The 21,838-nt window shown below is 63.1% G+C and carries 21 protein-coding genes and 1 pseudogene; 13 read left to right on the forward strand and 9 right to left on the reverse strand.

Features of this window, described 5'->3' with window-relative positions; all coding sequences use genetic code 11:
• Positions 1 to 633: 633 nt before the first annotated feature.
• Both ACXAJT_RS26690 and thrS (ACXAJT_RS26695) read left to right on the forward strand, forming a co-directional pair.
• Positions 634 to 1,137 carry a hypothetical protein gene (locus ACXAJT_RS26690; RefSeq protein WP_475241746.1) on the forward strand — a complete coding sequence of 168 codons (504 nt, stop codon included), beginning with the start codon at positions 634 to 636 and terminating at the stop codon, positions 1,135 to 1,137.
• Positions 1,138 to 1,391: 254 nt separating this feature from the next.
• Positions 1,392 to 2,633, forward strand: a complete 1,242-nt coding sequence (gene thrS / locus ACXAJT_RS26695; RefSeq protein WP_475241750.1) for a threonine--tRNA ligase — start codon at positions 1,392 to 1,394, stop codon at positions 2,631 to 2,633.
• Positions 2,634 to 2,665: 32 nt separating this feature from the next.
• Here thrS (ACXAJT_RS26695) and ACXAJT_RS26700 read toward each other — a convergent pair whose 3' ends face one another.
• Complete coding sequence (locus ACXAJT_RS26700; RefSeq protein WP_475241752.1) at positions 2,666 to 2,791, reverse strand: hypothetical protein; 126 nt, start codon at positions 2,789 to 2,791, stop codon at positions 2,666 to 2,668.
• Between the two features lie 869 nt (positions 2,792 to 3,660).
• Here ACXAJT_RS26700 and ACXAJT_RS26705 point away from each other — a divergent pair.
• Together ACXAJT_RS26705 and ACXAJT_RS26710 are read left to right on the forward strand one after the other, a co-directional pair.
• Positions 3,661 to 5,577 carry a TonB-dependent receptor domain-containing protein gene (locus ACXAJT_RS26705; protein ID WP_475241754.1) on the forward strand — a complete coding sequence of 639 codons (1,917 nt, stop codon included), beginning with the start codon at positions 3,661 to 3,663 and terminating at the stop codon, positions 5,575 to 5,577.
• A 178-nt stretch (positions 5,578 to 5,755) separates the two neighbouring features.
• Complete coding sequence (locus ACXAJT_RS26710) at positions 5,756 to 6,145, forward strand: hypothetical protein (protein WP_475241759.1); 390 nt, start codon at positions 5,756 to 5,758, stop codon at positions 6,143 to 6,145.
• Between the two features lie 446 nt (positions 6,146 to 6,591).
• On the opposite strand, the gene ACXAJT_RS26715 is transcribed toward ACXAJT_RS26710, so the two are convergent.
• Positions 6,592 to 7,035: a nuclear transport factor 2 family protein gene (locus ACXAJT_RS26715; RefSeq protein ID WP_475241764.1), complete on the reverse strand. Its 444-nt coding sequence runs from the start codon at positions 7,033 to 7,035 to the stop codon at positions 6,592 to 6,594.
• A gap of 247 nt (positions 7,036 to 7,282) precedes the next feature.
• Here ACXAJT_RS26715 and ACXAJT_RS26720 point away from each other — a divergent pair, with 247 nt between their 5' ends.
• The 3 genes from ACXAJT_RS26720 to ACXAJT_RS26730 all read left to right on the forward strand — a co-directional run bounded on the left by ACXAJT_RS26720 (position 7,283) and on the right by ACXAJT_RS26730 (position 11,687).
• The gene (locus ACXAJT_RS26720; RefSeq protein ID WP_475241768.1) at positions 7,283 to 8,311 is read left to right on the forward strand and encodes a CobW family GTP-binding protein; all 1,029 of its coding nucleotides are present in this window, start codon (positions 7,283 to 7,285) and stop codon (positions 8,309 to 8,311) included.
• 94 nt (positions 8,312 to 8,405) lie between these two features.
• The gene (gene thrS, locus ACXAJT_RS26725; RefSeq protein ID WP_475241771.1) at positions 8,406 to 10,382 is read left to right on the forward strand and encodes a threonine--tRNA ligase; all 1,977 of its coding nucleotides are present in this window, start codon (positions 8,406 to 8,408) and stop codon (positions 10,380 to 10,382) included.
• A 213-nt stretch (positions 10,383 to 10,595) separates the two neighbouring features.
• Complete coding sequence (locus ACXAJT_RS26730) at positions 10,596 to 11,687, forward strand: CobW family GTP-binding protein (protein WP_475241774.1); 1,092 nt, start codon at positions 10,596 to 10,598, stop codon at positions 11,685 to 11,687.
• 124 nt (positions 11,688 to 11,811) lie between these two features.
• Here ACXAJT_RS26730 and ACXAJT_RS26735 read toward each other — a convergent pair whose 3' ends face one another.
• Together ACXAJT_RS26735 and ACXAJT_RS26740 are read right to left on the reverse strand one after the other, a co-directional pair.
• The gene (locus ACXAJT_RS26735) at positions 11,812 to 13,707 is read right to left on the reverse strand and encodes a PhoX family protein (RefSeq protein ID WP_475241776.1); all 1,896 of its coding nucleotides are present in this window, start codon (positions 13,705 to 13,707) and stop codon (positions 11,812 to 11,814) included.
• A 247-nt stretch (positions 13,708 to 13,954) separates the two neighbouring features.
• Positions 13,955 to 14,383 carry a MerR family transcriptional regulator gene (locus ACXAJT_RS26740; RefSeq protein WP_475241779.1) on the reverse strand — a complete coding sequence of 143 codons (429 nt, stop codon included), beginning with the start codon at positions 14,381 to 14,383 and terminating at the stop codon, positions 13,955 to 13,957.
• Between the two features lie 66 nt (positions 14,384 to 14,449).
• Here ACXAJT_RS26740 and ACXAJT_RS26745 point away from each other — a divergent pair, with 66 nt between their 5' ends.
• Together ACXAJT_RS26745 and ACXAJT_RS26750 are read left to right on the forward strand one after the other, a co-directional pair.
• Positions 14,450 to 15,097, forward strand: coding sequence for a cation efflux transmembrane domain-containing protein (locus ACXAJT_RS26745; RefSeq protein WP_475241782.1), 648 nt, complete (start codon positions 14,450 to 14,452; stop codon positions 15,095 to 15,097).
• Positions 15,098 to 15,116: 19 nt separating this feature from the next.
• Positions 15,117 to 15,386, forward strand: a complete 270-nt coding sequence (locus tag ACXAJT_RS26750) for a helix-turn-helix domain-containing protein (RefSeq protein WP_475241785.1) — start codon at positions 15,117 to 15,119, stop codon at positions 15,384 to 15,386.
• Between the two features lie 74 nt (positions 15,387 to 15,460).
• Here ACXAJT_RS26750 and ACXAJT_RS26755 read toward each other — a convergent pair.
• The 3 genes and pseudogenes from ACXAJT_RS26755 to ACXAJT_RS26765 form a co-directional block, all read right to left on the reverse strand.
• Positions 15,461 to 15,751: pseudogene (locus ACXAJT_RS26755) on the reverse strand (S-(hydroxymethyl)glutathione dehydrogenase); the annotation flags it as partial.
• A 31-nt stretch (positions 15,752 to 15,782) separates the two neighbouring features.
• Positions 15,783 to 16,247, reverse strand: coding sequence for a phosphoribosyl-AMP cyclohydrolase (gene hisI, locus ACXAJT_RS26760; protein WP_475241789.1), 465 nt, complete (start codon positions 16,245 to 16,247; stop codon positions 15,783 to 15,785).
• A 67-nt stretch (positions 16,248 to 16,314) separates the two neighbouring features.
• Positions 16,315 to 17,349 (reverse strand): zinc ABC transporter substrate-binding protein, encoded by a 1,035-nt coding sequence (locus ACXAJT_RS26765; RefSeq protein WP_475241794.1) that lies wholly within the window; start codon positions 17,347 to 17,349, stop codon positions 16,315 to 16,317.
• Positions 17,350 to 17,435: 86 nt separating this feature from the next.
• Here ACXAJT_RS26765 and ACXAJT_RS26770 point away from each other — a divergent pair, with 86 nt between their 5' ends.
• From ACXAJT_RS26770 to ACXAJT_RS26785, 4 genes are all read left to right on the forward strand, one after another.
• On the forward strand, positions 17,436 to 17,921 hold the full coding sequence (locus ACXAJT_RS26770; protein WP_475241800.1) for a transcriptional repressor: 486 nt from the start codon (positions 17,436 to 17,438) through the stop codon (positions 17,919 to 17,921).
• Positions 17,918 to 18,652 carry a metal ABC transporter ATP-binding protein gene (locus tag ACXAJT_RS26775; RefSeq protein ID WP_475241808.1) on the forward strand — a complete coding sequence of 245 codons (735 nt, stop codon included), beginning with the start codon at positions 17,918 to 17,920 and terminating at the stop codon, positions 18,650 to 18,652. The genes ACXAJT_RS26770 and ACXAJT_RS26775 overlap by 4 nt, the downstream gene beginning before the upstream one ends.
• Complete coding sequence (locus ACXAJT_RS26780) at positions 18,649 to 19,461, forward strand: metal ABC transporter permease (RefSeq protein ID WP_475241813.1); 813 nt, start codon at positions 18,649 to 18,651, stop codon at positions 19,459 to 19,461. Before ACXAJT_RS26775 ends, ACXAJT_RS26780 begins: the two co-directional genes overlap by 4 nt.
• A gap of 530 nt (positions 19,462 to 19,991) precedes the next feature.
• Positions 19,992 to 20,300 carry a hypothetical protein gene (locus tag ACXAJT_RS26785; RefSeq protein WP_475241817.1) on the forward strand — a complete coding sequence of 103 codons (309 nt, stop codon included), beginning with the start codon at positions 19,992 to 19,994 and terminating at the stop codon, positions 20,298 to 20,300.
• Between the two features lie 154 nt (positions 20,301 to 20,454).
• On the opposite strand, the gene ACXAJT_RS26790 is transcribed toward ACXAJT_RS26785, so the two are convergent.
• Positions 20,455 to 21,336, reverse strand: a complete 882-nt coding sequence (locus tag ACXAJT_RS26790; protein WP_475241820.1) for a nickel/cobalt transporter — start codon at positions 21,334 to 21,336, stop codon at positions 20,455 to 20,457.
• Positions 21,333 to 21,743 carry a DUF1007 family protein gene (locus ACXAJT_RS26795; RefSeq protein WP_475241822.1) on the reverse strand — a complete coding sequence of 137 codons (411 nt, stop codon included), beginning with the start codon at positions 21,741 to 21,743 and terminating at the stop codon, positions 21,333 to 21,335. Before ACXAJT_RS26795 ends, ACXAJT_RS26790 begins: the two co-directional genes overlap by 4 nt.
• Positions 21,744 to 21,838 lie beyond the last annotated feature (95 nt).

The following is a 21,838-nucleotide window of genomic DNA, read 5'->3' on the forward strand; positions in this document are numbered from 1 at the left end:
CTTGTAGGTCGGCTTCGGAGGTCTGCTCATGCTGCCCGGCTAGCATGCTGGATTCACGAGATGAATCCCCTAGATTTGCGCAACAACGCCAACGGAAACTATCAAATGTTTTTTGGCGCTCTAACAGGCGTTGTAAACACATTAGAAGGTCAACTATCAGGAGAAATTAGAACGCGAAGAGAATACCTTGAATGCGACTTCGCGATCTCCTTCAAGCGACGGGTTGACAGCTGAAGCAGCACCGACCAGCTAGACCTCATGCCGCGTGAGAGGCCACCAGCCCCGTCGGGCTCAATCCGCGATCATGGGGTCTAAACCAGATTTTCAGTCTTCCGCACCCAACCGTTCCCATAGGACATATCTGTGTTTTGGTGAATGGCCAAGCAAATTGCTGAACGCCCGATCTGCCCCTATTCACAAACCGCCCACGGCCAAGAGGGAGACTAAGGGCTGCACGCTTGACGTTATAATGAATAGATATCAACATATCCACAATAAGGAGACCTATTCATACGCTACACTGTCGGCGAGACCTATTTCTTCATTCGCGTTAACTTCGTCCGTCACCCTGACAGTTTTGGGGCCCTGTACTGCCCGTGGCGGGACACGCTCCGGGAGATTAAGATCCGCGCCATGACGTGTACCGAACACCACAAGGTCTCCTGGGAGTGGGATAGCGAAGACAAAAAGGACCGGGACGGATACCTCTTCTCAGAAAGTGATGGCACCATCTGGGCCAACCAGTATCCGCGCGCGGTCTATGGTCAGATGGATGACTCTCAAGACCGGAAGGTCCATCGGCACTATGCGAGCGACGCGCCTGACGACACCTTCGAAAGAGCTTTGAAAACCTATCCGGACGATGAGCTCATTTGGGGGATCACTGATGCCCGGTCTTACCTCGAGAACATCCTCCGAGCTCTGAACCCCAAGTCCATGTCCTATCTAGGGGACGATGCGAAAGCTGAGCGCGAGTCTCTCGAAGAGTTTCGTGATTACCTAGTCGCGAAGATCGAAGAGGCGTCGGGCATGAAAGTTCGAGTAGCCCCCTGGACCTTCACGAAGACAACCGGCGAAACGGAGGTTGTCCCAACCGTGCAAAAGGTCTCGCTTGTACCAGCCGCCCAAGCGGCGTGAAGGGCAGGGCGCCAAGATTAACTTTGTCTTAGGCGTCCTCTGCCAGTATATCTCTCGTTATGGCTTACGCAGCGAACCTCACAAAGACCGCAACAACCACCACCATCTCGGTGGCGGCCGGTCTTGTTGTGGGCGCCCTTTAGGCAGCTTCAGCCCAGACATCACCACAGCCCCGCCGGACGCGAGCGGGGCTTTTTTTGTGCGTGAGCCAGTCCGTGTCCGGCCTCCATTTTTCAGAGAAGGACATACCCAAAATGGAACTCCACGATCACCGCATTCTGGCCAAGCGGCTCGACCTCTATCACGTCGAGGAACACTCTCCCGGCATGATTTTCTGGCACGCCCGAGGCTACCGGATCTACCGTATTCTCGAAGACTTCATCCGCGACCGCATGAGGCGCCTGGGATATGAGGAAGTGCATACTCCGCAGCTCCTGGCGCGGGAGCTTTGGGAAAAGTCAGGCCACTGGGCAAAATTCAGAGAAAACATGTTCTCGATCTCCCGAGAAGACGGCCGGGACATGGCTCTGAAGCCCATGTCGTGCCCATGTCACGTCCAGATCTTCAACGACACCAAGAGGTCATGGCGGGATCTTCCTATGAGATATGCCGAGTTCGGGCAGTGCCACCGTGATGAGCCCTCTGGGTCTTTGCATGGCCTGATGCGCACCAAGGCCTTCGCACAGGACGATGCTCACGTGCTCTGCAGGCCATCTCAGGTCAAACAGGAGGTGAAGCGCTTTGTCGTCCTTCTGCAGGAGGTCTATGCCGCTCTGGGTTTTCGAGACGTCGAAGTCGCGCTTTCCTTGAGACCAGAAAAGAGATCGGGCTCAAATGAGCAATGGGACTGGGCGGAGGCCGAGTTGCTGGAGGTCGCCCGAGAGTGCGATCTGGATCCGAAGATGCAGCCGGGCGAGGGTGCTTACTACGGCCCCAAGCTTGAGTTTGCCCTTAGGGATCGAACGGGACGCGCGTGGCAGTGCGGCACCGTTCAACTCGACAGCGTTCTACCTGAACGCCTCGGCGCAAGCTACGTGAACGAGGATGGCAAGCCTGAGGTACCAATCATGATCCACCACGCTGTCTTCGGCTCCATAGGTCGCTTCATTGGCATCCTGCTCGAGGAGAATGCCGGCCGGCTGCCGCTTTGGCTGGCTCCAGACCAGGTGGCGATCCTTCCCATCTCAGATAGCCAGCGCGGCGCCGCTGAGGGGCTCTTTGAGGCGCTTATGGCCGCCGGTTACCGACCGCGCATGTTCGATCAAAGCGAGACCTTGTCACGCCGCATAGTCTCCGCGCGTGAGTTGGAGATCCCGGTCCTAGCCATCATCGGGGAGCGAGAAGCCTCGTCTGGTCAGGTCGCTCTAAAAATTGGAAAATCTCAGGAAGTGGTGACCGTGCCTATGGTGCCAGAATGGCTACGTAGCCACGGCGCCCGATATGATGGCTGGAGACCACATTCTCGAGTGGCGGACAGAGATTCATGCTCACAATGAGGCGCAAACTAGGCGCGCCTCACTTGAAGCCGTCAGCTGACGGCGTAGCCCACAACCGCCCCCAAGATCGCGGCGCCGGCGACCAGTTCGAGAATATGGGCGCGCAGCCTTTGGCGCGCCTTCTTACGCGATGCCTCCTCGATTTCCTTTCTAATCATGTCACTCGTCCTCTAGTTTCCAACGCGGCGCGAACACAATGGCTGCGCTTTACCTTTCGCTTAACCCCCGATCAGAGGCTTATGTTTCATGAGAGGTCCGCAACAAGGCCACGCCGGTGAATGCAGCGACTTTTTGCCATCTGGGAGGATATCAGAACGTTCGAATGGCGGCCCTTTGACACCTCGGCATTGCATGACCTACCCGGGGCGGTAGGTCATCGGCGGGCACAACCTAAGCGTTAAAGTCAGCGCATGACTTCCGAAAGAGTGCGCGGCTATTCCGATGTGGCCAACTGATTTTGCAGCTTCTGAAACTCTGCTTTGGCGCGCGCCTTCTTGCCCGAGTTGAGGTACGCATATGTTCGAATCATCGCGAGGCCCCGTCACACATGGACGCCATCGTCCCATTTTGTGCAACGCCTGTGAGTGCTGCGCGACAACTGCCCTGGTAGCTCTTCAGGAGCCTTCCGCCTCCCGCAAGAGCGGGCGGAATTGAGGGCTGACTTACGGGATGGCGCCATAGATCGAACGCCCGCGGCTCGAGGTACTGATACCCGTCGCAGCGCTAACGCTCATAATATTATAGTGTTCCGCGTCTCTCTGTCTGCGGCGTCACTGCACTGAGGGCGAATGCGCGGCCGATTGTGCTCCGATTGCTGCCCACCACCCTGACCAGTGCCAGCCCGGCAGCGGCCAGCTTCGCCACGGCGGTATGTTGTTGCAAAATGACGCCATCTCAGCTCGCGGATGCGCGATTGGAAGTTGATCCTAGTAAAAGTGTCAGGTACCTCGAGGATTTATCAGCCAGACCTGTCCCCAGTGCGGTCCAGCCAGCCCAATAAGAGCTACTACCCGGAGAACAGGCACATATGGCTAGAACCACACGGGGCGTTGCGCTCCTGACAACCGCATTTTGCGCAAGTGGCGCAACCGCGCAGGACGCCAGCGAGTTATTCCTTGGCACGATCCGCATCGAGTCGACCGAAGCGCAAAGCCTGCTTGGCAATGCCGAGATCACCGAGGAGGAGATCGAAGCCCGTAACCCCGCGACGGTGAAAGACGTCTTTGCGGGCGAGTCCTCGATCACTGCAAGTGGCGGTGCAGCGATCGCGCAGAAAGTCTTTGTCAACGGCATCGAGGAAAGCCTGCTGTCGGTTACCATCGACGGCGCGCGACAGAACAAAGGGGCCTTCCACCACACCGGCAACGTGCTTCTTGATCCCTTCTTGCTGAAGTCGGTCGAGGTAAGCGAGGGGCTCGCACCTGCGGATGCCGGGCAGGGGGCGTTGGCGGGTGCCATCGCCTACACCACCAAGGACGCCCGCGACCTGCTGGAGCCGGGAGAGGCATTTGGCGGGCTCACCAGCCTGACTTATGGCAATAATGGCGCGGGATGGCGCACGTCGCTGGCGCTCTTCGGGCAACAGGGTGGTTTTGAGTGGCTGCTCAGCGGCACCAAGCAAGAGGGCGACGACTACGAGGATGGCGACGGCGACGAGATCACCGGCACCGGCGCCGATCTCACAGACGGGATCGTCAAACTGGGATACACCAGCGAAACGGGCAAGCGCCTGACCTTCTCGGCCTCGCAGACCGAGGATACCGGCGACCGGGCGTCGCAAGCCGGTTTTATCCGCCCCGACTTCGCCGAGGTGATTGGGCGCGACACCGAGCTTGTCGAGGGCTATGCCCGTCGCAGCTCCTACACACTCACCTATACCGACGAGGCGCCACAGGGCGTAGTCGCGCCGACCCTGCGCCTGACCTACAACGAGCAAGAGGTGGACGTTGGCAGCGTGGCAGGCATCAACACCAGCCTCTCCGGCACCGCCAAGAACGACTTCGACATCGCCGGCGGCACGCTGACCGCCGGGGTCGATTTCTTCGACGAGAGCGCCGAGGCGACCGAGGGCGCATCGGGTGACGAGCAGGTCTACGACTTCGGGCTCTTTGCGCAGGCTCGGCAGGATGTGAGCGACCGGGTTTCGGTCAGCTATGGCGCGCGCTACGATTATCAGTGGTTCGATGCGGCAAACGGCGACACCTTCGAAGAAGGCGGCTTCAGCGTCAATGGCGCGGTGGATGTGATCCTGAGCGACGCCTGGACGCTGAACGCCGGTGTGGCCTCGACGTGGGGAGGCTTCGCGCTTGGCGAGGCGGCGCTGGTGAACTACCGCACCGACTGGACCTATGACGACTTCATTCCCTCGAGGTCGAAGGCGGCGCGTCTTGGCTTGCGCTACGGCAGCGGCCCTTGGGACGCGAGCGGCGCGGTCTTCTATACGCAGGTTGACGACATCACGGCGGTCCTGCCGTCGGGCGGCGACCGGGGCGCGCAGAGCGATCTCGTCTCCAAAGGCTTCGAGGGCTCGGTCGGCTACACTATGGACAAGGGCTTCGCACGGCTCAACTACACCTACGCCGACGTCGAGCTAGATGAGGACACCGTGGGATCCACCTCCTACTATCTTGGACGTCCGGTCGGACATATCTTCGCTCTTGAGGCAGGGTATTCGGCGACGGATGAATGGCGTTTTGGCGGCAACGCAGAAGTCGCGTTGGAGAACACCGACACCGAGGTGGACCTGCCTGGCTATGAGGTTGTGAACCTCTACGCTAGCTACACGCCGCGCGGGGTCGAAGGCCTTGAGATCAGGCTCGATGTGGACAACCTCTTCGACGAGACCTATTCGAGCCGCAGCTCGGATGGCATCGATTTTGCTAACGTGGTGCCGCTGACCGAGCCGGGGCGGACGTTCTCGCTCACCGCGCGCTACCGCTTCTAAGGGCGGGGCATAAACGGGCGGCTGCGGCGGTTTCCCTCTCGCTTGGCTGCCTTTCTGGCAGCGCCCCTGCGGCGCTGCCAGTGTTCACGAAATTGGTATTTCTGATTGAAAATTATCCACTTGTGCAGGAAAGCTCGTAGTCTTTCCGGACCGTTGCGTCTTCGATGAGGAGGAGAAGATGAACCATCGCATGTTGCTTGCTCTGCCGCTTTTCGTCATGGGCTGCGCGACGCCTCAGGAGCAATGCCTAGACCGCGCGGCGGCGCGTGTCCGGAACCTCGAAGAGCGCATCGAGGTCGCGCGCGGAAATATCGACCGAGGATACGCGGTGCATATCACCCGTTCGAGAGCGACCGTCGGGTTCTGCTCGGGCTATTACGGCGGCTATTACCGCTATGGCGGCGTCACCAGTTGTGTCGCCTCGGATCCGGGGCCCCGCGAGCAGGCCGTGCCGATCGACGTGGCCGAAGAACGTGCGAAGCTGCAGCGCCTCGAGGCCGCGCTGCTGCAGGAGCAGACCGCGTATCGCGGCAAGGCCTCGCAATGCAGGCGTGCCTTTCCAGAGTGATTGACCAAAGTTCATAGCCACCCGCCTCGGCGGAGCGCCTGCTCCCTTAGGTCAGCTTAGCGCGACTTTGGCGAAGCCGTTGCGATTGATTTCAAAGCCGAACTGAGATGACAAAATAGACATAAATTTTGAGTTATCAGAGCTTCTAGCGACACCAAATCTCTGGGCGCCGCGGATCAATTTTGTGCAACGCACAGGAGTGAGGCGCAATGACTGCCCTGATAGCTCTTCAGGAGCCGGCCGTCTTCCGCGAGAGCGGGCGGAATTGAGGGCTGATTCACGGGGATGGGCGACATAGGTCGAACGCCCGCGGCTTGCAGCGCTGTCGAACGAAACGCTGGCGTTGATGATGGTGTTCCACGTGTCTCTAGCTGCGGGATTACGGCGCCGAGGGCGAATGCGAGGGTCGATGCAAACCGCGTCGTTCGCCGCGTCGGCCAGCGACCTCAGACGAAGGCGGAGGAATGGTGCCCGGTGATGCGCCATTTGCCGGCCAATTCTTCAAAGGTGAAAATATAGCGTGCGGGTACGGTCTGTTGGGTGCCATCGCGCAGAAAGGTGAACGTGTAGTGCCCGCCGATCACCACGGTCCCAAGCTTGTGGCTGATACGTTTGCGCATGGTGTCGATTCGGCAGGTCAGCCCGGGATTGGCGAGAAAGGTCTCGAAATAGTCGCGGCGCTCTTCGTCATGGCCGCGGATCTCATCCTGCATCGTGGGGACAAGAATTGCATCATCCGCATAAAGCGCGAGAAGCCCGTCGATATCCCCGGATGTGACCGCCTCAGACCAGCGGAGGAGCGCCTCTCGCGCGGCGGCAAGATGCGGGCCGGCCTCTTGCTCGAACTCGGGGTCCATCTGAACTCGAACTGTGGTGATGTCTTCGTGCATCTGTCTTCCTTCCAAAGCCGTTTCGGGTGGGGGCACGGCAGGGCCTGCCGGCAAGACCTTTGTCGAAGCCGGTCCGGAGGACACAGCTTTCGCTTGTCATATGCAATGTTATAACGTAGCAGTCAATCGACAAGCCGATGGTGGCGCGCGTGCCTCCGGTTCGTCCGAATGGATGACCCGCTTCGGTGAATGCCCCAAGAACAGGTAAGCTGCCGCCTTGCACGATGAACAACAGATACCCGTTACGTTGCTGACTGGCTTTCTGGGCAGTGGCAAGACCACCATCCTCAACCGGCTGCTGAAACATCCGAGCTTTGGCAGGGCGGCGGTGATCGTCAATGAGTTTGGCGAGATCGGCCTTGATCACGACCTGGTGGTGTCGAGCACCGAGAACGTGGTTCTGCTGCAGTCGGGATGCATGTGCTGTGCGCTGCGGGGGGATCTTGTCGAAACCCTCTACGATATGTCCGAACGGCTCGACGCCGGTGAATTTGAGCTCGATCGCATCGTCATCGAGACCACCGGGCTCGCCGATCCGGCACCGATCCTGCACACGCTGCTGACTGATCGCTATCTGGCAGAGCGTTTTGTCACCGATGGCGTCGTCACCTGCATCGACGCGGCAACCGGGGTGCAGACGCTGACACGGCATGAGGATGCGCGGCGTCAGGCAGGAGTTGCTGATCTGCTCTTGCTGACCAAGACCGATCTGCCCGAGGCGCAGGAGGAAGAGGTCTGTGCGGCGCTTTCCGCGATCAATCCCGGCGCGCCGGTGCTGCGGGTCGTGGCGGGAGAGGTGCATCCGGCCCGGCTGATCGGCCTCGGTCATTTCGATCTCTCCATGAAGTCAGACGAGGTGGCCGACTGGATGCGGCAAGAGGCAACGCCCGCGCCGGCGCACCGCACCGAGGCCTCGCATGACGCCGACATCCGTTCGGTGTCATGGGTCGTCGAGCAGCCACTGACCGCCGATCAGTTCGATTTCTGGATGGACCTGGTGATGGCGCAGCGTGGCGAGGATCTGCTGCGTTTCAAGGCACTGGTTCATCTGACCGATGTTCCCTTTCCCTTCGTCGTACATGGGGTGCAGCATATCTTTCATCCGCCGCTGCCGCTCAAGGACTGGCAGGGCGATGACCCGCGCACAAAGATCGTCATGATCGTACGCGGTTTCACAGCAGAGGATCTGCACCAACTGTTCGGCGCTCTGAGCAAGCTGGCCACCACCTCGCAGACGCTTCCCGCCGGATATCTCTCTGCCGAGGTCTGCGCATGACGAAACAGGTGCGGCGGGCAGAGCCGCAGCAGATCACTGGCGTTCACCGCGACACGCGTACCGGACGCCCCCCTTCGAAACCGAGGCAAACGACATGATCCACATCACCCTTGCCGATGGCGCCGTACGAGAGCTCGCCGAAGCCCTGCCGGGCGCCGAGCTTGCCGCCGCGATCGCACCCTCGCTCCGCAAGAAATCCGCCGCCATGGTCGTCAATGGCGAACTGCGTGACTTGGCCGCGCCGCTGGAGCGCGATGCGACGCTCGAGTTCCTGAGCCCCGACGATCCGCGGGTTCTGCCGCTCATCCGCCACAGCTGCGCACATGTGCTGGCCGAGGCGGTTCAGGAGTTGTTTCCCGGCACGCAGGCGACGATCGGCCCGGTGATCGAACATGGGTTCTACTATGATTTCGCCGCCGAACGGCCTTTTACCGCCGACGATCTGCCGAGGATCGAGAAGAAGATGCGGGAGATCATCGCCCGCAACGCTCCGATCCGGCGCGAGGAATGGACCCGCTCAGAGACGCGCGCCTATTTCGAAAGCGAAGGTGCCAGCTACAAGCTCGAACTTCTGGCGGCGATTCCCGAAGATCAGCCCATCGGCATCTACCGACAGGGCGACTGGCTCGATCTCTGTCGCGGGCCGCATCTGGCCTCGACCGGTCAGATCGGCAGCGCCTTCAAGCTGACCCGCGTGGCGGGGGCCTATTGGCGCGGGGATGCAAAGAACGAAATGCTCTCGCGTATCTATGGTGTCGCCTTTGCCAGCCAAGCCGAGCTCGACGCTCATATGACCATGCTGGCCGAGGCCGAAAAACGCGACCACCGTCGGCTCGGTCGCGAGATGGACCTCTATCACTTCGAAGAGCAGGCCCCCGGCGCGGTGTTCTGGCACCCGAAGGGATGGCAGCTGTTTCAGACCCTGATCGGCTATATGCGCGAAAAGCAGCGGGCTGCCGGCTATCAAGAGGTCAACACGCCCGACATTATGGACCGCGGGCTGTGGGAAACTTCGGGGCATTGGCAGAACTACCGCGAGAACATGTTCCTGACCAAAACCGAGGACGCGCGCGAGTATGCGCTCAAGCCGATGAACTGCCCCGGCCACATGATGCTCTATCGGCACGGCGTGCGCAGCTATCGCGATCTGCCGATGAAGATCGCCGAGTTTGGCAAGGTGCATCGCTACGAGCCTTCGGGCGCGCTGCACGGGCTGATGCGGGTGCGCTCTTTCACGCAGGACGATGCGCATATCTTCTGCACTCCCGAGCAACTGACCGAGGAATGTCTGACGGTCAACAAGCTGATCCTGTCGATCTACCATGACTTCGGGTTTTCCGACATCCGCATCAAGCTCTCGACCCGCCCCGAAAATCGGATCGGTTCGGACGAGGTCTGGGACCGTTCCGAGGCTGCGCTGCGCGCGGCGCTCGAGGCGGCAGGGCAGCCCTATACTATCTTCGAAGGAGAGGGGGCGTTCTACGGCCCCAAGCTGGAATACGTGCTGCGCGACGCGATCGGGCGCGACTGGCAATGCGGCACGCTTCAGGTCGATTTCAACCTGCCCGAACGGTTTGGCGCGAGCTACGTGACGGCCAGCGGCGACCGCGCCGCACCGGTGCTGCTGCATCGCGCGATGTTCGGCTCGCTCGAGCGGTTCACCGGCATCCTGATCGAGCATTTCGCCGGTCACCTGCCGCTCTGGCTGGCGCCGGTGCAGGCTGTGGTGGCGACGATCACCGGAGGTGCCGACGCCTGGGCGGATGAGGTGCTGTCGGCGCTGCGCACGGCGGGACTGTCGGCGCGTGCGGACCTGCGCAACGAGACCATGGGCTACAAGGTGCGCGAGCATTCCATGGAAAAAGTGCCGGTGGTGCTGGTTCTCGGCACGCGCGAGGCGGAAGAGGGCACCGTCTCGCTGCGGCGGCTTGGGCAGAAGGGCAGCCGGACGCTGCCGCTGGCCGAGGCCGTGGCGCTGCTCGTCACCGAGGCGTACTCACCGAGCGCGCTGCAGGCTGATCCAGCGCAGACCGACACCTGCGCCGTTGGCAAAGCGGCGGCCCCGGCATGAGCTTGGCCCCGGTCACCTGCGCGTTTGCACCATCCGGCCGGAAGACCGGGTCTGCCATATGAGACGTCCCGCCGCCGTCAGCGCTGTTGTCCTTCTGGGGTGGCGGTTGATACTGGCAGCGTCGGGAGTTGCCGTGGTGACAGTCGGTCCACCGCTGATCGCGACGTGGTGGGTGATGCGTCTTTACTTTGCGCGATGGAAAGGAGTTGCCGCATGATCTCTTCGAAGACCCAACTTCCGGTGTATCTGCTCACCGGCTTTCTGGGGGCGGGCAAGACAACCCTGCTCAACCTCCTTGTCGAGGATCCGAAGCTGCGCGACACAGCGCTGGTGATCAATGAGTTCGGTCTGGTGCCGGTCGATCATGACCTCGTGCGCGAGGGGCGTGAGCGCCCGGTGGTCACCACGACGGGATGCATCTGTTGCACGGTGGGCAGCGATCTGCGCTCATCGCTCGACCAATTGTTGCACGGGCGGCGCAGCGGTGACCTGCCGCCTTTCAGCCGGGTGATTGTCGAGACAACCGGGCTGGCCGATCCAGCGCCCATCATCAACAGCCTGATCCCCGGCGGCATCGTGGCGCGCTCGCTGTCCGATCACGCGGTGGCGCGGGCGTTCAGCCTCTCGGGGGTGATCACCATGGTCGATGTCGAGGGCATCGGCGAGGCGCTCAAGACACATCCGGAGAGCCTGCGGCAGATCGCCTTTGCCGATCACGCGGTGCTCACCCGCACCGACCGGACCCCGCCGGGCGACTGGCCGGATCGGCTGCGCGACCTCAATGCCGGGTTGCAGGTGCATGACGCCGCCGATCCCGCGTTCGATCCGGCGGCGCTGCTGACGCCGGGCAGCTACGCAGCCTTCGGCAAGGGCGGCGATGTCGGCGCTTGGCTCGCGCATGAGGCCGCGCTGGATCATTCGAGTCACGGGGGGCATTTCGATGACCTCAACCGCCACGGCAGCGTGTTGGCAGTGCCGCTGTCCAGCGCCGCCCCGCTCGAGGTCTCGGCGCTGCGCGGTTTCCTCGATCGGCTGACCAAGGATCCGGGCAATGGTCTGTTGCGGGTAAAGGGGCTGGTGGCGTTGCAGGATGATCCGACGCGGCCGGCGGTGGTGCATGTGGTCGGTCACCGGGTCTACCCGATGCAGCGTCTCGAAAGCTGGCCCGAGGGTCCGGCTCAGACCCGGCTGGTGGTGATCGGCACGGCGCTGGACGAGGACGCGTTGCGTCGGGACTTCGCCGCGCTCGACGGCCCGCCCAAGCCGGTCCTGTCGTCGGTCCTGCAGTCCTTCCTGAAGGGGTAGGGCGGGCCTGACGATTTAGTGTGGGTGCGCCCAGAATTCCCAGGCTTCCGGCAAAGAAGAGGGCCCCGGCCTGCGCCGGAACCCTTTCTTTTGTTGGGTGTCGTTTGGTGCCTCAGGCTCGCGCTCAGCCGACCAACCCGCCGTCCTCGCGCTTCACCGCCACGATCGACGAGCGCGGCGGATCACCCTCCTTGCCCGGCCAGTGCCCGCCGGGGTGCTGGATGCCGACGAACATGGTGCGGCGGACCGCCGACCAGCACAGGCCGGTGACCTCGGCCCCCTGCGGCGCGGTCAGGAAGCGCGCGATTTCACCGGTCACCGGATCGCCGGCGAGTTGCTGGTTGTTGCCCATGCCTGCGAATTCACCTTCGTTGCTGTCGTCGCCGTCGGTCTGGATCCAGAGCAGCCCTGCGCTGTCGAAAGCCATACCATCGGGCGAGTTGAACATATTTCCTGAGGTGATATTGGGCGAACCGCGGTCGTCGCCCTCGGCGCTCTCGGGGTTGCCCGCCATGACATAGAGGTCCCAGGTGAAGCTGTCCGAGGCGTGATCGTCATCGGAGGGGCGCCAGCGCACGATCTGGCCGTATTTGTTGGCCTCGCGTGGGTTGGGGCCGCCGACCGGGGTCTCATCGCCGCCGGCATTGGTCGTCAGCCCGCGGTTCTTGTTGTTGGTCAGACAGCAATAGGCTTCGGCGGCATAGGGGTTGACCGCGATCCACTCGGGACGGTCCATCGTGGTCGCGCCCAGTTTCGAGGCCGCGCTGCGGGTGAAGATCAGCATTTCGGCGACGTCCATGCCGGTGGTCTCGGGGGCCATAGCCAGCCATTCGCCGGTCTGGTCATCGTGAAACTTGGCGACGTAGAGCATGCCCTCGTTCAGCAGGTGCGAGGTGTCTTCGCCCGGCACATATGGGGCGTCCGAGACGAAGCGGTAAATGAACTCGCCGCGCTCGTCATCGCCGAGATAGACCACCACGCGGCCATCGGGGGCGAGGGTCACCTCGGCGTTCTCGTGCTTGCAGCGACCGAGCGCGGTGCGTTTGATTGGGGTACTTTCAGGATCGGTCGGATCGATTTCAACCACCCAGCCAAAGCGGTGCGGCTCGTTCGGGTTCTGGCTGACGTCGAAACGCGGGTCGAACGTCTCGTAGCCGTATCGCCCATCGGCGTTGATCCCATAGCGATCGTAGCCGGCCTGGGTGATCTCGTCGACCGCGATGTCATCGGTGGCGCCGAAGTAGCCGTTGAAGTTTTCTTCGCAGGTCAGATAGGTGCCCCAAGGGGTCTTGCCTGCGCCGCAGTTGCCCATGGTGCCGAGCACGGTGCAGCCCGCGGGGTCGGCCTCGGTTCTCATCAACGGATGGCCGGCGGCGGGGCCCTCGATGGTCATCGGGGCATTGTGGTGCAGGCGGCGGTTGTAACGCGAGCCGACAACCGGGGCCCAACCAGACTCGCCCTCGGCAATCTCCATAACGGTGACGCCCTGCAGGTTCTGCAGCTTCAGCACGTCGTCGGCCGAGCCGGGGGTGCCGTCTGCGGTGTGCGGCAGGTTGAGCTCGGGGTTCACGTATTCGTTGTTCACCGCCATGATCTGATGACCCCCAATCTGGTAGGTCTCCATGCCGTCGGTGTTCTCGCCGAACACCCTGTCGCTGTCGCCGGCGGCACCGCCGGTCGCATGGTCGAAGGCGGCAACACCGTCGAACAGCGGGTCTCCCCAACTGACCAGCACTTCGTGGGTGTAGCCCTCGGGGACATGGATTTGGAAGTCGGTCTGCGCGTCGATCGGCGTGAAGGGGAAGCGCGCGCCGGCGGCCTGCGCCTGCGCCGAGGTGCCGCTCAGCAGTGATGCACCCATGGCCATGGCGCCAGAGCCGAAGGCGACGACACCGCCGAGAAAGCCGCGGCGGGAAATTGCCGCCTCGACGATACGGTCGAAGTCATTGGTCGCGGGGCGGGGCGAATGCTGTTCGTCCCAATCGTCGGCGGAAATCATATGGGGAGGAATGTCACGCATCATTGCGCTCCTTGAGCTGGGCCCCATGCCTGCGCTGCGGTGCACCGCGGATGGCATGAGGCGGACCTCGCTGAACCTGATCGCAACAGTGGTACGTTATAGCATCACGATTGCGATGCCCCTTCGTTCGACGATCCGTTGCGGAAGGTCCAATGAAGCTTTTCTGACAGTGCCCCCGACGGTCGGGTGGGGAGTCACGCAGGATTGGGGGGGGCACGGCAGAAGGCCAACCGATGCGCCCTAGGGTTCAGCGCGCCGGGCCACCGGAGGTGTCCCGCCCCAATGCATCCAGAATGCCGCAGCCCGAGATAACGCCGCCGCTGTCGCATTGCTGGCTGATGGCGCGCAACTCGTCTGCCAGCGCGGCCAAATCGGCCAGCTTGTGCTCAATCTCGGCAAGATGCGCGCGGGTCAAGGTATCAACTTCCTCGCACGGGCGCTGCCTGTCCGAAGAGAGATCGGCAAGCTCCCGGATCTGCTCGATCGAGAACCCAAGCTCACGGCAGCGCCGGATGAAGTTCAGCCGGTCGAGCTGCGCCTTGCCGTAAACACGCTGATTGCCGCCGGTCCGGATCGCCTCGGGCATGAGTCCGGTGCTCTCGTAGTAGCGGATCGTCGGAACCTTGGTGCCGGTCATCCGCGCGAGTTCTCCGATGCGGAAGGTTTCGGTATCCATCGCTTGCACCTCAAGTGGCTAGAGGTCTTATAGATAGGGCGAATCGAAACGAGTCGCGAGCTCCCAATGACCTGCTGTTCTTCGGACACCTGTGCATCCTCTGTCGCCGGCACCGCGGACGGGCGGTTTCGTCGTGTGCTTTGGATTGTTCTGGCGATCAACGCCGGCATGTTCCTGATCGAGGTGGCCGCGGGCATCGTTGCGGGATCGGCCGCGCTGCAAGCGGATGCGCTGGACTTCCTGGCTGACGCTGCGAATTACGCGATCAGCCTTGCGGTGCTGGGTCTGAGCCTGAAATGGCGCGCTGGGGCGGCCTGGATCAAGGGTGCCTCGATGGGGGTCTTCGGGCTCTGGGTGTTTGGCACCATCTTGTGGCACATCGCGCATGGCTCGGTGCCGCATGCGCCGACCATGGGGGTGATCGGCACGCTGGCGCTGATTATGAATGCCATCTGCCTGCTGTTGCTGACCGCCTTCCGTGCGGGTGATGCCAATATGCGGTCGGTCTGGATTTGCTCGCGCAATGACGTCATCGCGAACATGGCGGTGCTGCTGGCGGCGCTCGGGGTGTTTGGGACCGGCCGCGGCTGGCCGGATTTCATCGTCGCTGCGCTCATGGCCACACTTGCGATCCACGGCGCGGCGCAGGTATTGCGCGAGGCAACGCGCGAATGGCGGGCGCTGCGGGACATGCCTGTCCCTGTGCTGCGCTGAACTAATGAAGGAGAATATCATGCTCGCTCTGCAACCTCAGCGGATCAATGATCTGCGCCGCGCCCGCGGCCTCGGGCGACCGAAGTTGGCGAAGCTCTCCGGTCTGACCGAGCGGCAAGTTGCCCGCCTCGAAGGCGCGCTGCCGTGGAAGGGCGTTTTTACTGAGGATATGCTGCTGCGGCTTGCGCATGCGTTGCAGGTCCAGCCTGCAACGCTGCTCGGCGACCAGCCGCTGACCGAGGCGGACCTCGACGTGGTGCCGCAGACCCGCTGCTGCAGCCACTGCTGAGGACGCCATTGGCTCGTCCGGGGCCGCGGCGCTGTTCCAGTCAAGGAAGGCCCGCGGCGACGGGCCTTCAGTGTTCATGCCGGAACGATAACCCCGGGCAGGTCGTTTACCAGCATCGTATCATTGGGTTGGAAGTGGATGACCGAGCGGATCGATTTGCCCGCGTGGAGCAGGTCGAAGGCGGTATTGATCTGCTCATGCGTCATAGTGTGAGTGATATAGGGATCGACATCGAAATCGCCCCGCAGCCATTCGTCCACCATGCCCGGCAGCTGGCTGCGCCCGAGCACGCCGCCAAAGGCCGAGCCGCGCCAGACGCGTCCGGTGACCAGTTGGAATGGGCGGGTGGCGATTTCTTCACCCGCACCAGAACGCAGCCCACCGGCGGGTTAGGCCTCAGAGTTGGGTAGGGTTGGGCACATCGCCATAGACCTCGAGCGGGTCGAAGACCTTTTCGCTTTCGGAAAAGTCCAGCGTGACTGCATCAGCGGTCCCGAGCGGCACGCTGCGGTAAAAGCACGAGCGATATCCGACGTGGCAGTTTGCGCCGCCCTCGGTACGCACGCGCAACCAGACCGCATCCTGATCGTCGTCGATGCGCAATTCCACGATCCGCTGCACCAGACCACTGGTCGCCCCCTTGTGCCACAGGCACTGGCGTGAGCGGCTCCAATAATGCGCCTCGGCGGTTTCGATGCTGCGGCTGAGCGCCTCTGGGGTCATCACGGCCATCATCAGCACCTCGCCGGTGTCGGCATCGGTGGTGACGACGGGGATCAGCCCGCTTGCATCGAATTTTGGCGCAAGATCAGAACCTTCCTCGACCTGTTCAACAGAGAGGCGGGGGGTGAATTCAAGCATCGGTCTTCCTTTGGCGTGATTCTGGGGCTTGAAAGGGCGCCGCGTGGCACGGCGCCCCTTGGTGGTGTCAGCCGAGGCAGTCGGTCAGGCTGCTCGTAAGGTTGCGCAGAAGCTGCGGGTAGAGATCCTTGCCCGGCTCCAGATCTGCGCCCAGCGGATCCATCACGCCAGTCTTTGCGTCGCTGCCGCGGAACACGGTGGCGACAAGATCGCCATTGAACTGCGGTTCGGTGAAGGCACATGTGACGCCCAGCTCAGCCACCTTATCTTGGATCTCTTCGATCCGGGCCGGGCTGGGATCCGAGGCATCACCGATCGAGATCGAGCCGCTCGCCGGGAATTCGAAACGGTTCTCGAAATAGTGGTAGGCGTCGTGGAACACGATGTAGTTCTTGCCGCGCACCGGCTCGAGCTGCGCCGAGATCTCGCCGATCAGCGTCTCGATGTCGGCCATTCCGGCGTCGGCATTCGCGCGATAGGTCGCGGCGTTTTTCGGATCCAGGTCCGACAAATCCGCTGCAATCACGTCGAGCCAGACGCGCGCGTTTCCAGGGTCGAGCCAAGCGTGCGGGTCGTGGCCGTGGTGGTCATGGCCATGCTCGTCGTGATCATGCGCCTCTTCGTGATCATGATCGTCGTCGTGACCCTCACGGTCATGCTCATCGTGATCATGATCGCCCGCGTGCTCTTCGTGCTCGTGTTCCTCGTGCCCGTGCGCGCCGTGGTCATGGCTGTGCGCCTCGAAGGTCGCGCCTTCGCGGAATTCGAGCTCGGTGGTGCCGTCGGCTTCCGACAGCTCGACCACATGGGCATCCTCGGCCAACGCCTTGATCGAGCCTTCCAGCCAGGGCTCCAGCGCCTCGCCGATCCAGAACACCGCATCGGCGCGATCGAGCGCCGCGGCCTCGGAGGGGCGCAGCGAATAGCCATGCGGAGACGCGCCGGGCTGTACCAGAAGGTCGGGTGTGCCGACGCCCTCCATCACGATCGACACCAGCGAATGAACGGGCGGAATATCCGCGGCGACCGAAGGCACCTCGGCGGCAGCGGCGCTGGCGAGACCGAGGGCGGACACGGAGCCGAGGATCAGTTTTCTGGACATGGGGGACTCCTCGTTATGTTGTAACATGCGCTGGACATGTAGATGTAATGTTATTACATAGCAACCCACGTATTTGGGAGAGCGGGATGAGAACCGTCGGATTTACCGAGCATGAGCAAGACGCCTGCACCGCAGAGCGCGTCGCTACCGCAGAGAGTTACTGCGCCGACAGGCGGCTGCAGTTTACGCCGGTGCGCCGCCGGGTGCTCGAGATCCTGCTGTACGAGCACAAGGCGCTCGGCGCCTATGAGATCCTGGACCGGCTGAGACGCGAGGGACGGGGATCGCAGCCGCCGGTGGCCTACCGGGCGCTAGATTTTCTGGTGACCCATGGCTTTGCGCATCGGGTCGAGCGGCTAAATGCCTATGTCGCCTGCACGCATCCCTGCGAGACCCATTTTCCCGCACTCATGATCTGCCGGGTTTGCGACTCGGTGGCCGAGGCAACCTCGGCGCCTTCCAAGGGGCTGCTCGGCGCAGCCGCGCGCGATGCCGGGTTCCGGATCGAGCAGACGGTTGTTGAAGCCATCGGGGTCTGCCCGGCCTGCATCGAGGCTGAGGCCAGGCAATGAGTCTTTTCGAATTTACCGGCGTCGGCCTGCGGCTGGGGGAAAACCAGATCCTTTCCAATGTCTCGATGCAGATGGAGGCGGGCGAGATCGTCACCATCGTCGGGCCGAACGGCTCAGGCAAATCGACCCTGCTACGCCTGCTGATCGGCTCGCTTTCGCCGAGCGAGGGCCGGATCACGACCGCACCGGGGCTGCGCATCGGTTACGTGCCGCAGCGTCTCGCCCTCGATCCGACGCTGCCGATGACCGCCGCCCGGCTGCTGGGGCTTCGCCGCAAGGTAAGCGCCGGGCAGATCGAACAGGCGCTGGCCGAGGCCGGGGTCGCGGGGCTGTCGAGGCGGCAAATCAGTGCTTTATCGGGTGGACAGTTGCAGCGGGTGATGCTGGCCCGCGCGCTGCTGGCCGAGCCAAGTCTGCTGGTGCTGGACGAGGCCACACAAGGGCTCGACCAGCCGGGCGTCGCGGCTTTCTACCGCCAAATCGAAGAGGTCCGGCAGAGCCGCGGCTGCGGCGTGCTGATGGTCAGCCACGATCTGCACGTGGTGATGAGCGCCAGTGACCGTGTTATCTGTCTGAACGGTCATGTTTGCTGCCAAGGTGCGCCGCAGCATGTCGCCTCTGCCCCTGAATATCGCGCGCTTTTCGGCGAGGGCACGGGCGGTGCCTTGGCCCTCTATACCCATCACCACGACCACCGGCATGACCGGGTGCCACAAGAGGCGGCGGAATGACCTTTCTGAACACCATGTTTGACGATTTCATCCTGCGCGCCGTGCTGGCGGGCCTTGGACTTGCACTAGCGGCGGCGCCGCTCGGCTGCTTCGTGGTCTGGCGCCGCATGGCCTATTTCGGCGACGCCACCGCGCATGCGGCGATCCTCGGCGTGGCGCTGTCGCTGACCTTTTCGGTGTCGATCTTCGCGGGGGTGCTGGCGGTGGCTCTGGCCATGGCCTTCACTGTCTCATCGCTGAGCGGGCGCGGCTTTGCGATGGACACGATGCTGGGCGTGCTGGCGCATTCGGCGTTGGCCTTCGGGCTGGTGGCGGCCTCTTTCCTCAGCGGCATCAGGATTGACCTGATGGCCTATCTCTTCGGCGATATCCTCGCGGTGATGCCCGCCGACCTTGCGGTGATCTGGGGCGGCGCGGCGCTGGTGCTGGGGCTGGTGGGCTGGCGCTGGTCGGGGCTGCTGACCGCCACGCTCAACCCCGATCTCGCCCGCGCCGAAGGTGTCGATCCGCGGCGCGAGCAACTGGTGCTGACGCTGGCGCTGGCGATCACCGTGGCAGTGGCGATCAAGGTGGTGGGGGCGCTGCTGATCACCGCCATGCTGATCATTCCCGCCGCCACCGCGCGCCCGTTCAGCCGTACCCCCGAGACGATGGCCGGCCTTGCGGTGCTGGTCGCCGGCGGTTCGGTGATTGGCGGGATCGAGGCGTCTTACCATCTCAATACGCCGACCGGGCCAACCATCGTCTGCGTGGTCGCGATCCTCTTCATGCTTTCGGTCTCGACGGCGGGGCTGACGAGCCGGCGCTGATCCGTGATCGGCTCCGGCGCTACATGATGATCGTATTGTGCTCGACGCGCGGCAGCGCCGCTCAGTAGTAATCAAAGCGTGGCTCTTAGACGAAGTGGCGCACCTCCAGCAGTAGATCGTCGCGCAGCGCGGCCTTGCCGCGCCTCTGGAGGGGGTGATCATCAGCTCGGTTGCCCCAGACGCGCAGGTGGAAGAGGGCAGCGCGCCACCGCGCGTCGGCATTGCCGCCTACGACGACGGCACACAGATCGGCGATTTTCAGGCCTACACGGACAGGCGTTCTCGGACAGCTGCCTCCTGGCCGGCTGCAAGGAGGGGGTGATCGCTGTAACCCAAGCCGGGGGAGCTGCGGAGTTCACCATGCTGCCCTATCCCGAGGGCTTCCCCTAGGAAAAGACCGGCACGTTCCTCGGCTTGGCGGCGATGCAGATCTTCCTTGGCGACTATGCCAGAACTCAGTGGTGATCATCGACCCGACCACGGCGCCCTAACTCACCCGCGTCAAGCTGCCGTTCCGCCGAGTCGATTTTGTGCTTGATCCGGCCAGGTCGCAATACGCCTACCTCCTCACCGAGGATGGCACGCTGAGCCGGCTAAACATGCTCTCGGCGCAAATCGAGGCCTCGGCCCGTATCACGCAGCCTTACTCGATGGATGGGCACTGGCGCGATCCACGTCCGCGCCTGGCCGTGGCGGGGGACCGCATCGCGCTCACCGATCCGTTTGAGGGAATGTTGCGGCTGGTCGACCCCGCGCGCCTCGAAGAAACGGCGACGGCCCCGGTCATGGGGGTGCCCTACAACATCCGCACCGCGGGCGGCAGCGGCCTGACCCACTGATCCCGCCTCAGCGGGGGGAGGCGCTGATCAGGTGTTCCGAGTTCCCCTGCGCGACTCCAGAGGCTTGCGAATTCTCAATGGGCCCGCCAATTGCGGACACTTTCCGTTCGGCGCCGGTAAGGAAGGCGACCGTCCGCCGCCATCACCGGGCGAGTCAGAGGAACGGCCAAAGCATCGTACAGGCGGCCAGCGCAATCAGCGATCCTGCCAGCAGCTGTGCCACGGGGGCGACGAGATGAAGCCGCCCGACCGTGCCAACCCCGATCAGCAGCCGTCCCGCACCAAGCCCGGCTACAGCGACGACCAGGTTGAAGGCCGCGGTGCCAAGCCCCATGGTCAGCGTTGCGAGGATCCCGGCGGGCAGGATTCCGAGGTGCCAGCAGATCACCAGCAGGAAGATCGCGCCGGTGCAGGGCCGCAGCGCGATGCTGATCACCAGCACCACCATCTCGCGCAGGCTCATGGCGTCGTCGATCTCGGATATGTCCGGCCCGTGGCTGTGGCCACACCCGCAGACGCCATCGGCCTCATGGTGGTGATGGTCGCGGTGCCGCGAGAGCGTGCGCAGCCCGCGGACCATCAGCCAAAGCCCGATCAGACCGATCGCGGCATAGCTGACCGGCGCCAGCGAGGGCTCTGTCAGGTCCACCAGCCGGTCGGTGGTCAACGCCACCAGCCCCGCGCCGACCAGCACCAGCAGGATAGCGGTCAGCGACTGGCCGAGGCTCGAAAGCAGAGTCAGAACTGCAAGTCGTCGCATTCGCGCGCGGCTGGCCAGAGCCGCGCCGCCGATCAGCACCTTGCCGTGGCCCGGACCGATCGCATGTACGACGCCATAGCCGAAGGTCAGCCCGCAGAGCGCGAGCAGGGCGCCCGCCTCTCCGGTGCGGACGGCCCGCACGCCGCCCGCCATTGCGTTCTGGATGTCGCGCTGCACCTGCGCCGCCCACAAGGTGACCCGCGAGGTATCGACCTGAGTGACCAGCAGCAAGGCCACTGTCACCGTCGCGAGCAGGATCAGGACGAGACGACTCATGGGCAGGTCAGCCTGAGGGTTTCGGCAAAGAGCGCGCCGACCTGGGGGTCGTCGGGAATTTCCTCGCGGGACAGAGCAGAGAGCTGTTTCTGCAATTTTGCCAGTTCCTTGTCCGGGTCGAAAGGGAGGATCTCGAAGCTGCAGTTGCCGGCCGGTCCGTCCACACGACTCTGCGGCATGATGCTGTAGGCGTAATAATACATCGGATCATAGAGCTTGAGCGTGGCGGTGCGGCCGGCCATATGCACCGGCTGCCTGAGCGTCAGGGTGAACCCGACGCCGATCCTGTCGCCTCGTGCCTCCGCCCAGGCCCTGCGAGGCCGTGACAGGCCGACCTTGTCCCCGTCGACATAGAGGTAGGTGTCGCCCTCGTAGTCCGGTGCCCAGTCCGTCTCGCCAGCGATCACCTTTCTAGGCTCAGGACTCGTTCTCCTTCAAAGCCAGAAGATTACGGTCGCAGCGAGTGCGATTGCTGAGAAGAAGGCTTGTGGGCAGCGGTCGT

Source organism: Salipiger sp. ABF4_146 (genome assembly GCF_056161345.1).

Bases quoted from the DNA above. Each gene is read 5' to 3' on its own strand.
- ACXAJT_RS26690 (WP_475241746.1), top strand. From the start codon at position 634: ATGACGTGTACCGAACACCACAAGGTCTCCTGGGAGTGGGATAGCGAA.
- thrS (WP_475241750.1), top strand. From the start codon at position 1,392: ATGGAACTCCACGATCACCGCATTCTGGCCAAGCGGCTCGACCTCTAT.
- ACXAJT_RS26700 (WP_475241752.1), bottom strand. From the start codon at position 2,791: ATGATTAGAAAGGAAATCGAGGAGGCATCGCGTAAGAAGGCGCGCCAA.
- ACXAJT_RS26705 (WP_475241754.1), top strand. From the start codon at position 3,661: ATGGCTAGAACCACACGGGGCGTTGCGCTCCTGACAACCGCATTTTGC.
- ACXAJT_RS26710 (WP_475241759.1), top strand. From the start codon at position 5,756: ATGAACCATCGCATGTTGCTTGCTCTGCCGCTTTTCGTCATGGGCTGC.
- ACXAJT_RS26715 (WP_475241764.1), bottom strand. From the start codon at position 7,035: ATGCACGAAGACATCACCACAGTTCGAGTTCAGATGGACCCCGAGTTC.
- thrS (WP_475241771.1), top strand. From the start codon at position 8,406: ATGATCCACATCACCCTTGCCGATGGCGCCGTACGAGAGCTCGCCGAA.
- ACXAJT_RS26730 (WP_475241774.1), top strand. From the start codon at position 10,596: ATGATCTCTTCGAAGACCCAACTTCCGGTGTATCTGCTCACCGGCTTT.
- ACXAJT_RS26735 (WP_475241776.1), bottom strand. From the start codon at position 13,707: ATGCGTGACATTCCTCCCCATATGATTTCCGCCGACGATTGGGACGAA.
- ACXAJT_RS26740 (WP_475241779.1), bottom strand. From the start codon at position 14,383: ATGGATACCGAAACCTTCCGCATCGGAGAACTCGCGCGGATGACCGGC.
- ACXAJT_RS26745 (WP_475241782.1), top strand. From the start codon at position 14,450: ATGACCTGCTGTTCTTCGGACACCTGTGCATCCTCTGTCGCCGGCACC.
- ACXAJT_RS26750 (WP_475241785.1), top strand. From the start codon at position 15,117: ATGCTCGCTCTGCAACCTCAGCGGATCAATGATCTGCGCCGCGCCCGC.
- hisI (WP_475241789.1), bottom strand. From the start codon at position 16,247: ATGCTTGAATTCACCCCCCGCCTCTCTGTTGAACAGGTCGAGGAAGGT.
- ACXAJT_RS26765 (WP_475241794.1), bottom strand. From the start codon at position 17,349: ATGTCCAGAAAACTGATCCTCGGCTCCGTGTCCGCCCTCGGTCTCGCC.
- ACXAJT_RS26770 (WP_475241800.1), top strand. From the start codon at position 17,436: ATGAGAACCGTCGGATTTACCGAGCATGAGCAAGACGCCTGCACCGCA.
- ACXAJT_RS26775 (WP_475241808.1), top strand. From the start codon at position 17,918: ATGAGTCTTTTCGAATTTACCGGCGTCGGCCTGCGGCTGGGGGAAAAC.
- ACXAJT_RS26780 (WP_475241813.1), top strand. From the start codon at position 18,649: ATGACCTTTCTGAACACCATGTTTGACGATTTCATCCTGCGCGCCGTG.
- ACXAJT_RS26790 (WP_475241820.1), bottom strand. From the start codon at position 21,336: ATGAGTCGTCTCGTCCTGATCCTGCTCGCGACGGTGACAGTGGCCTTG.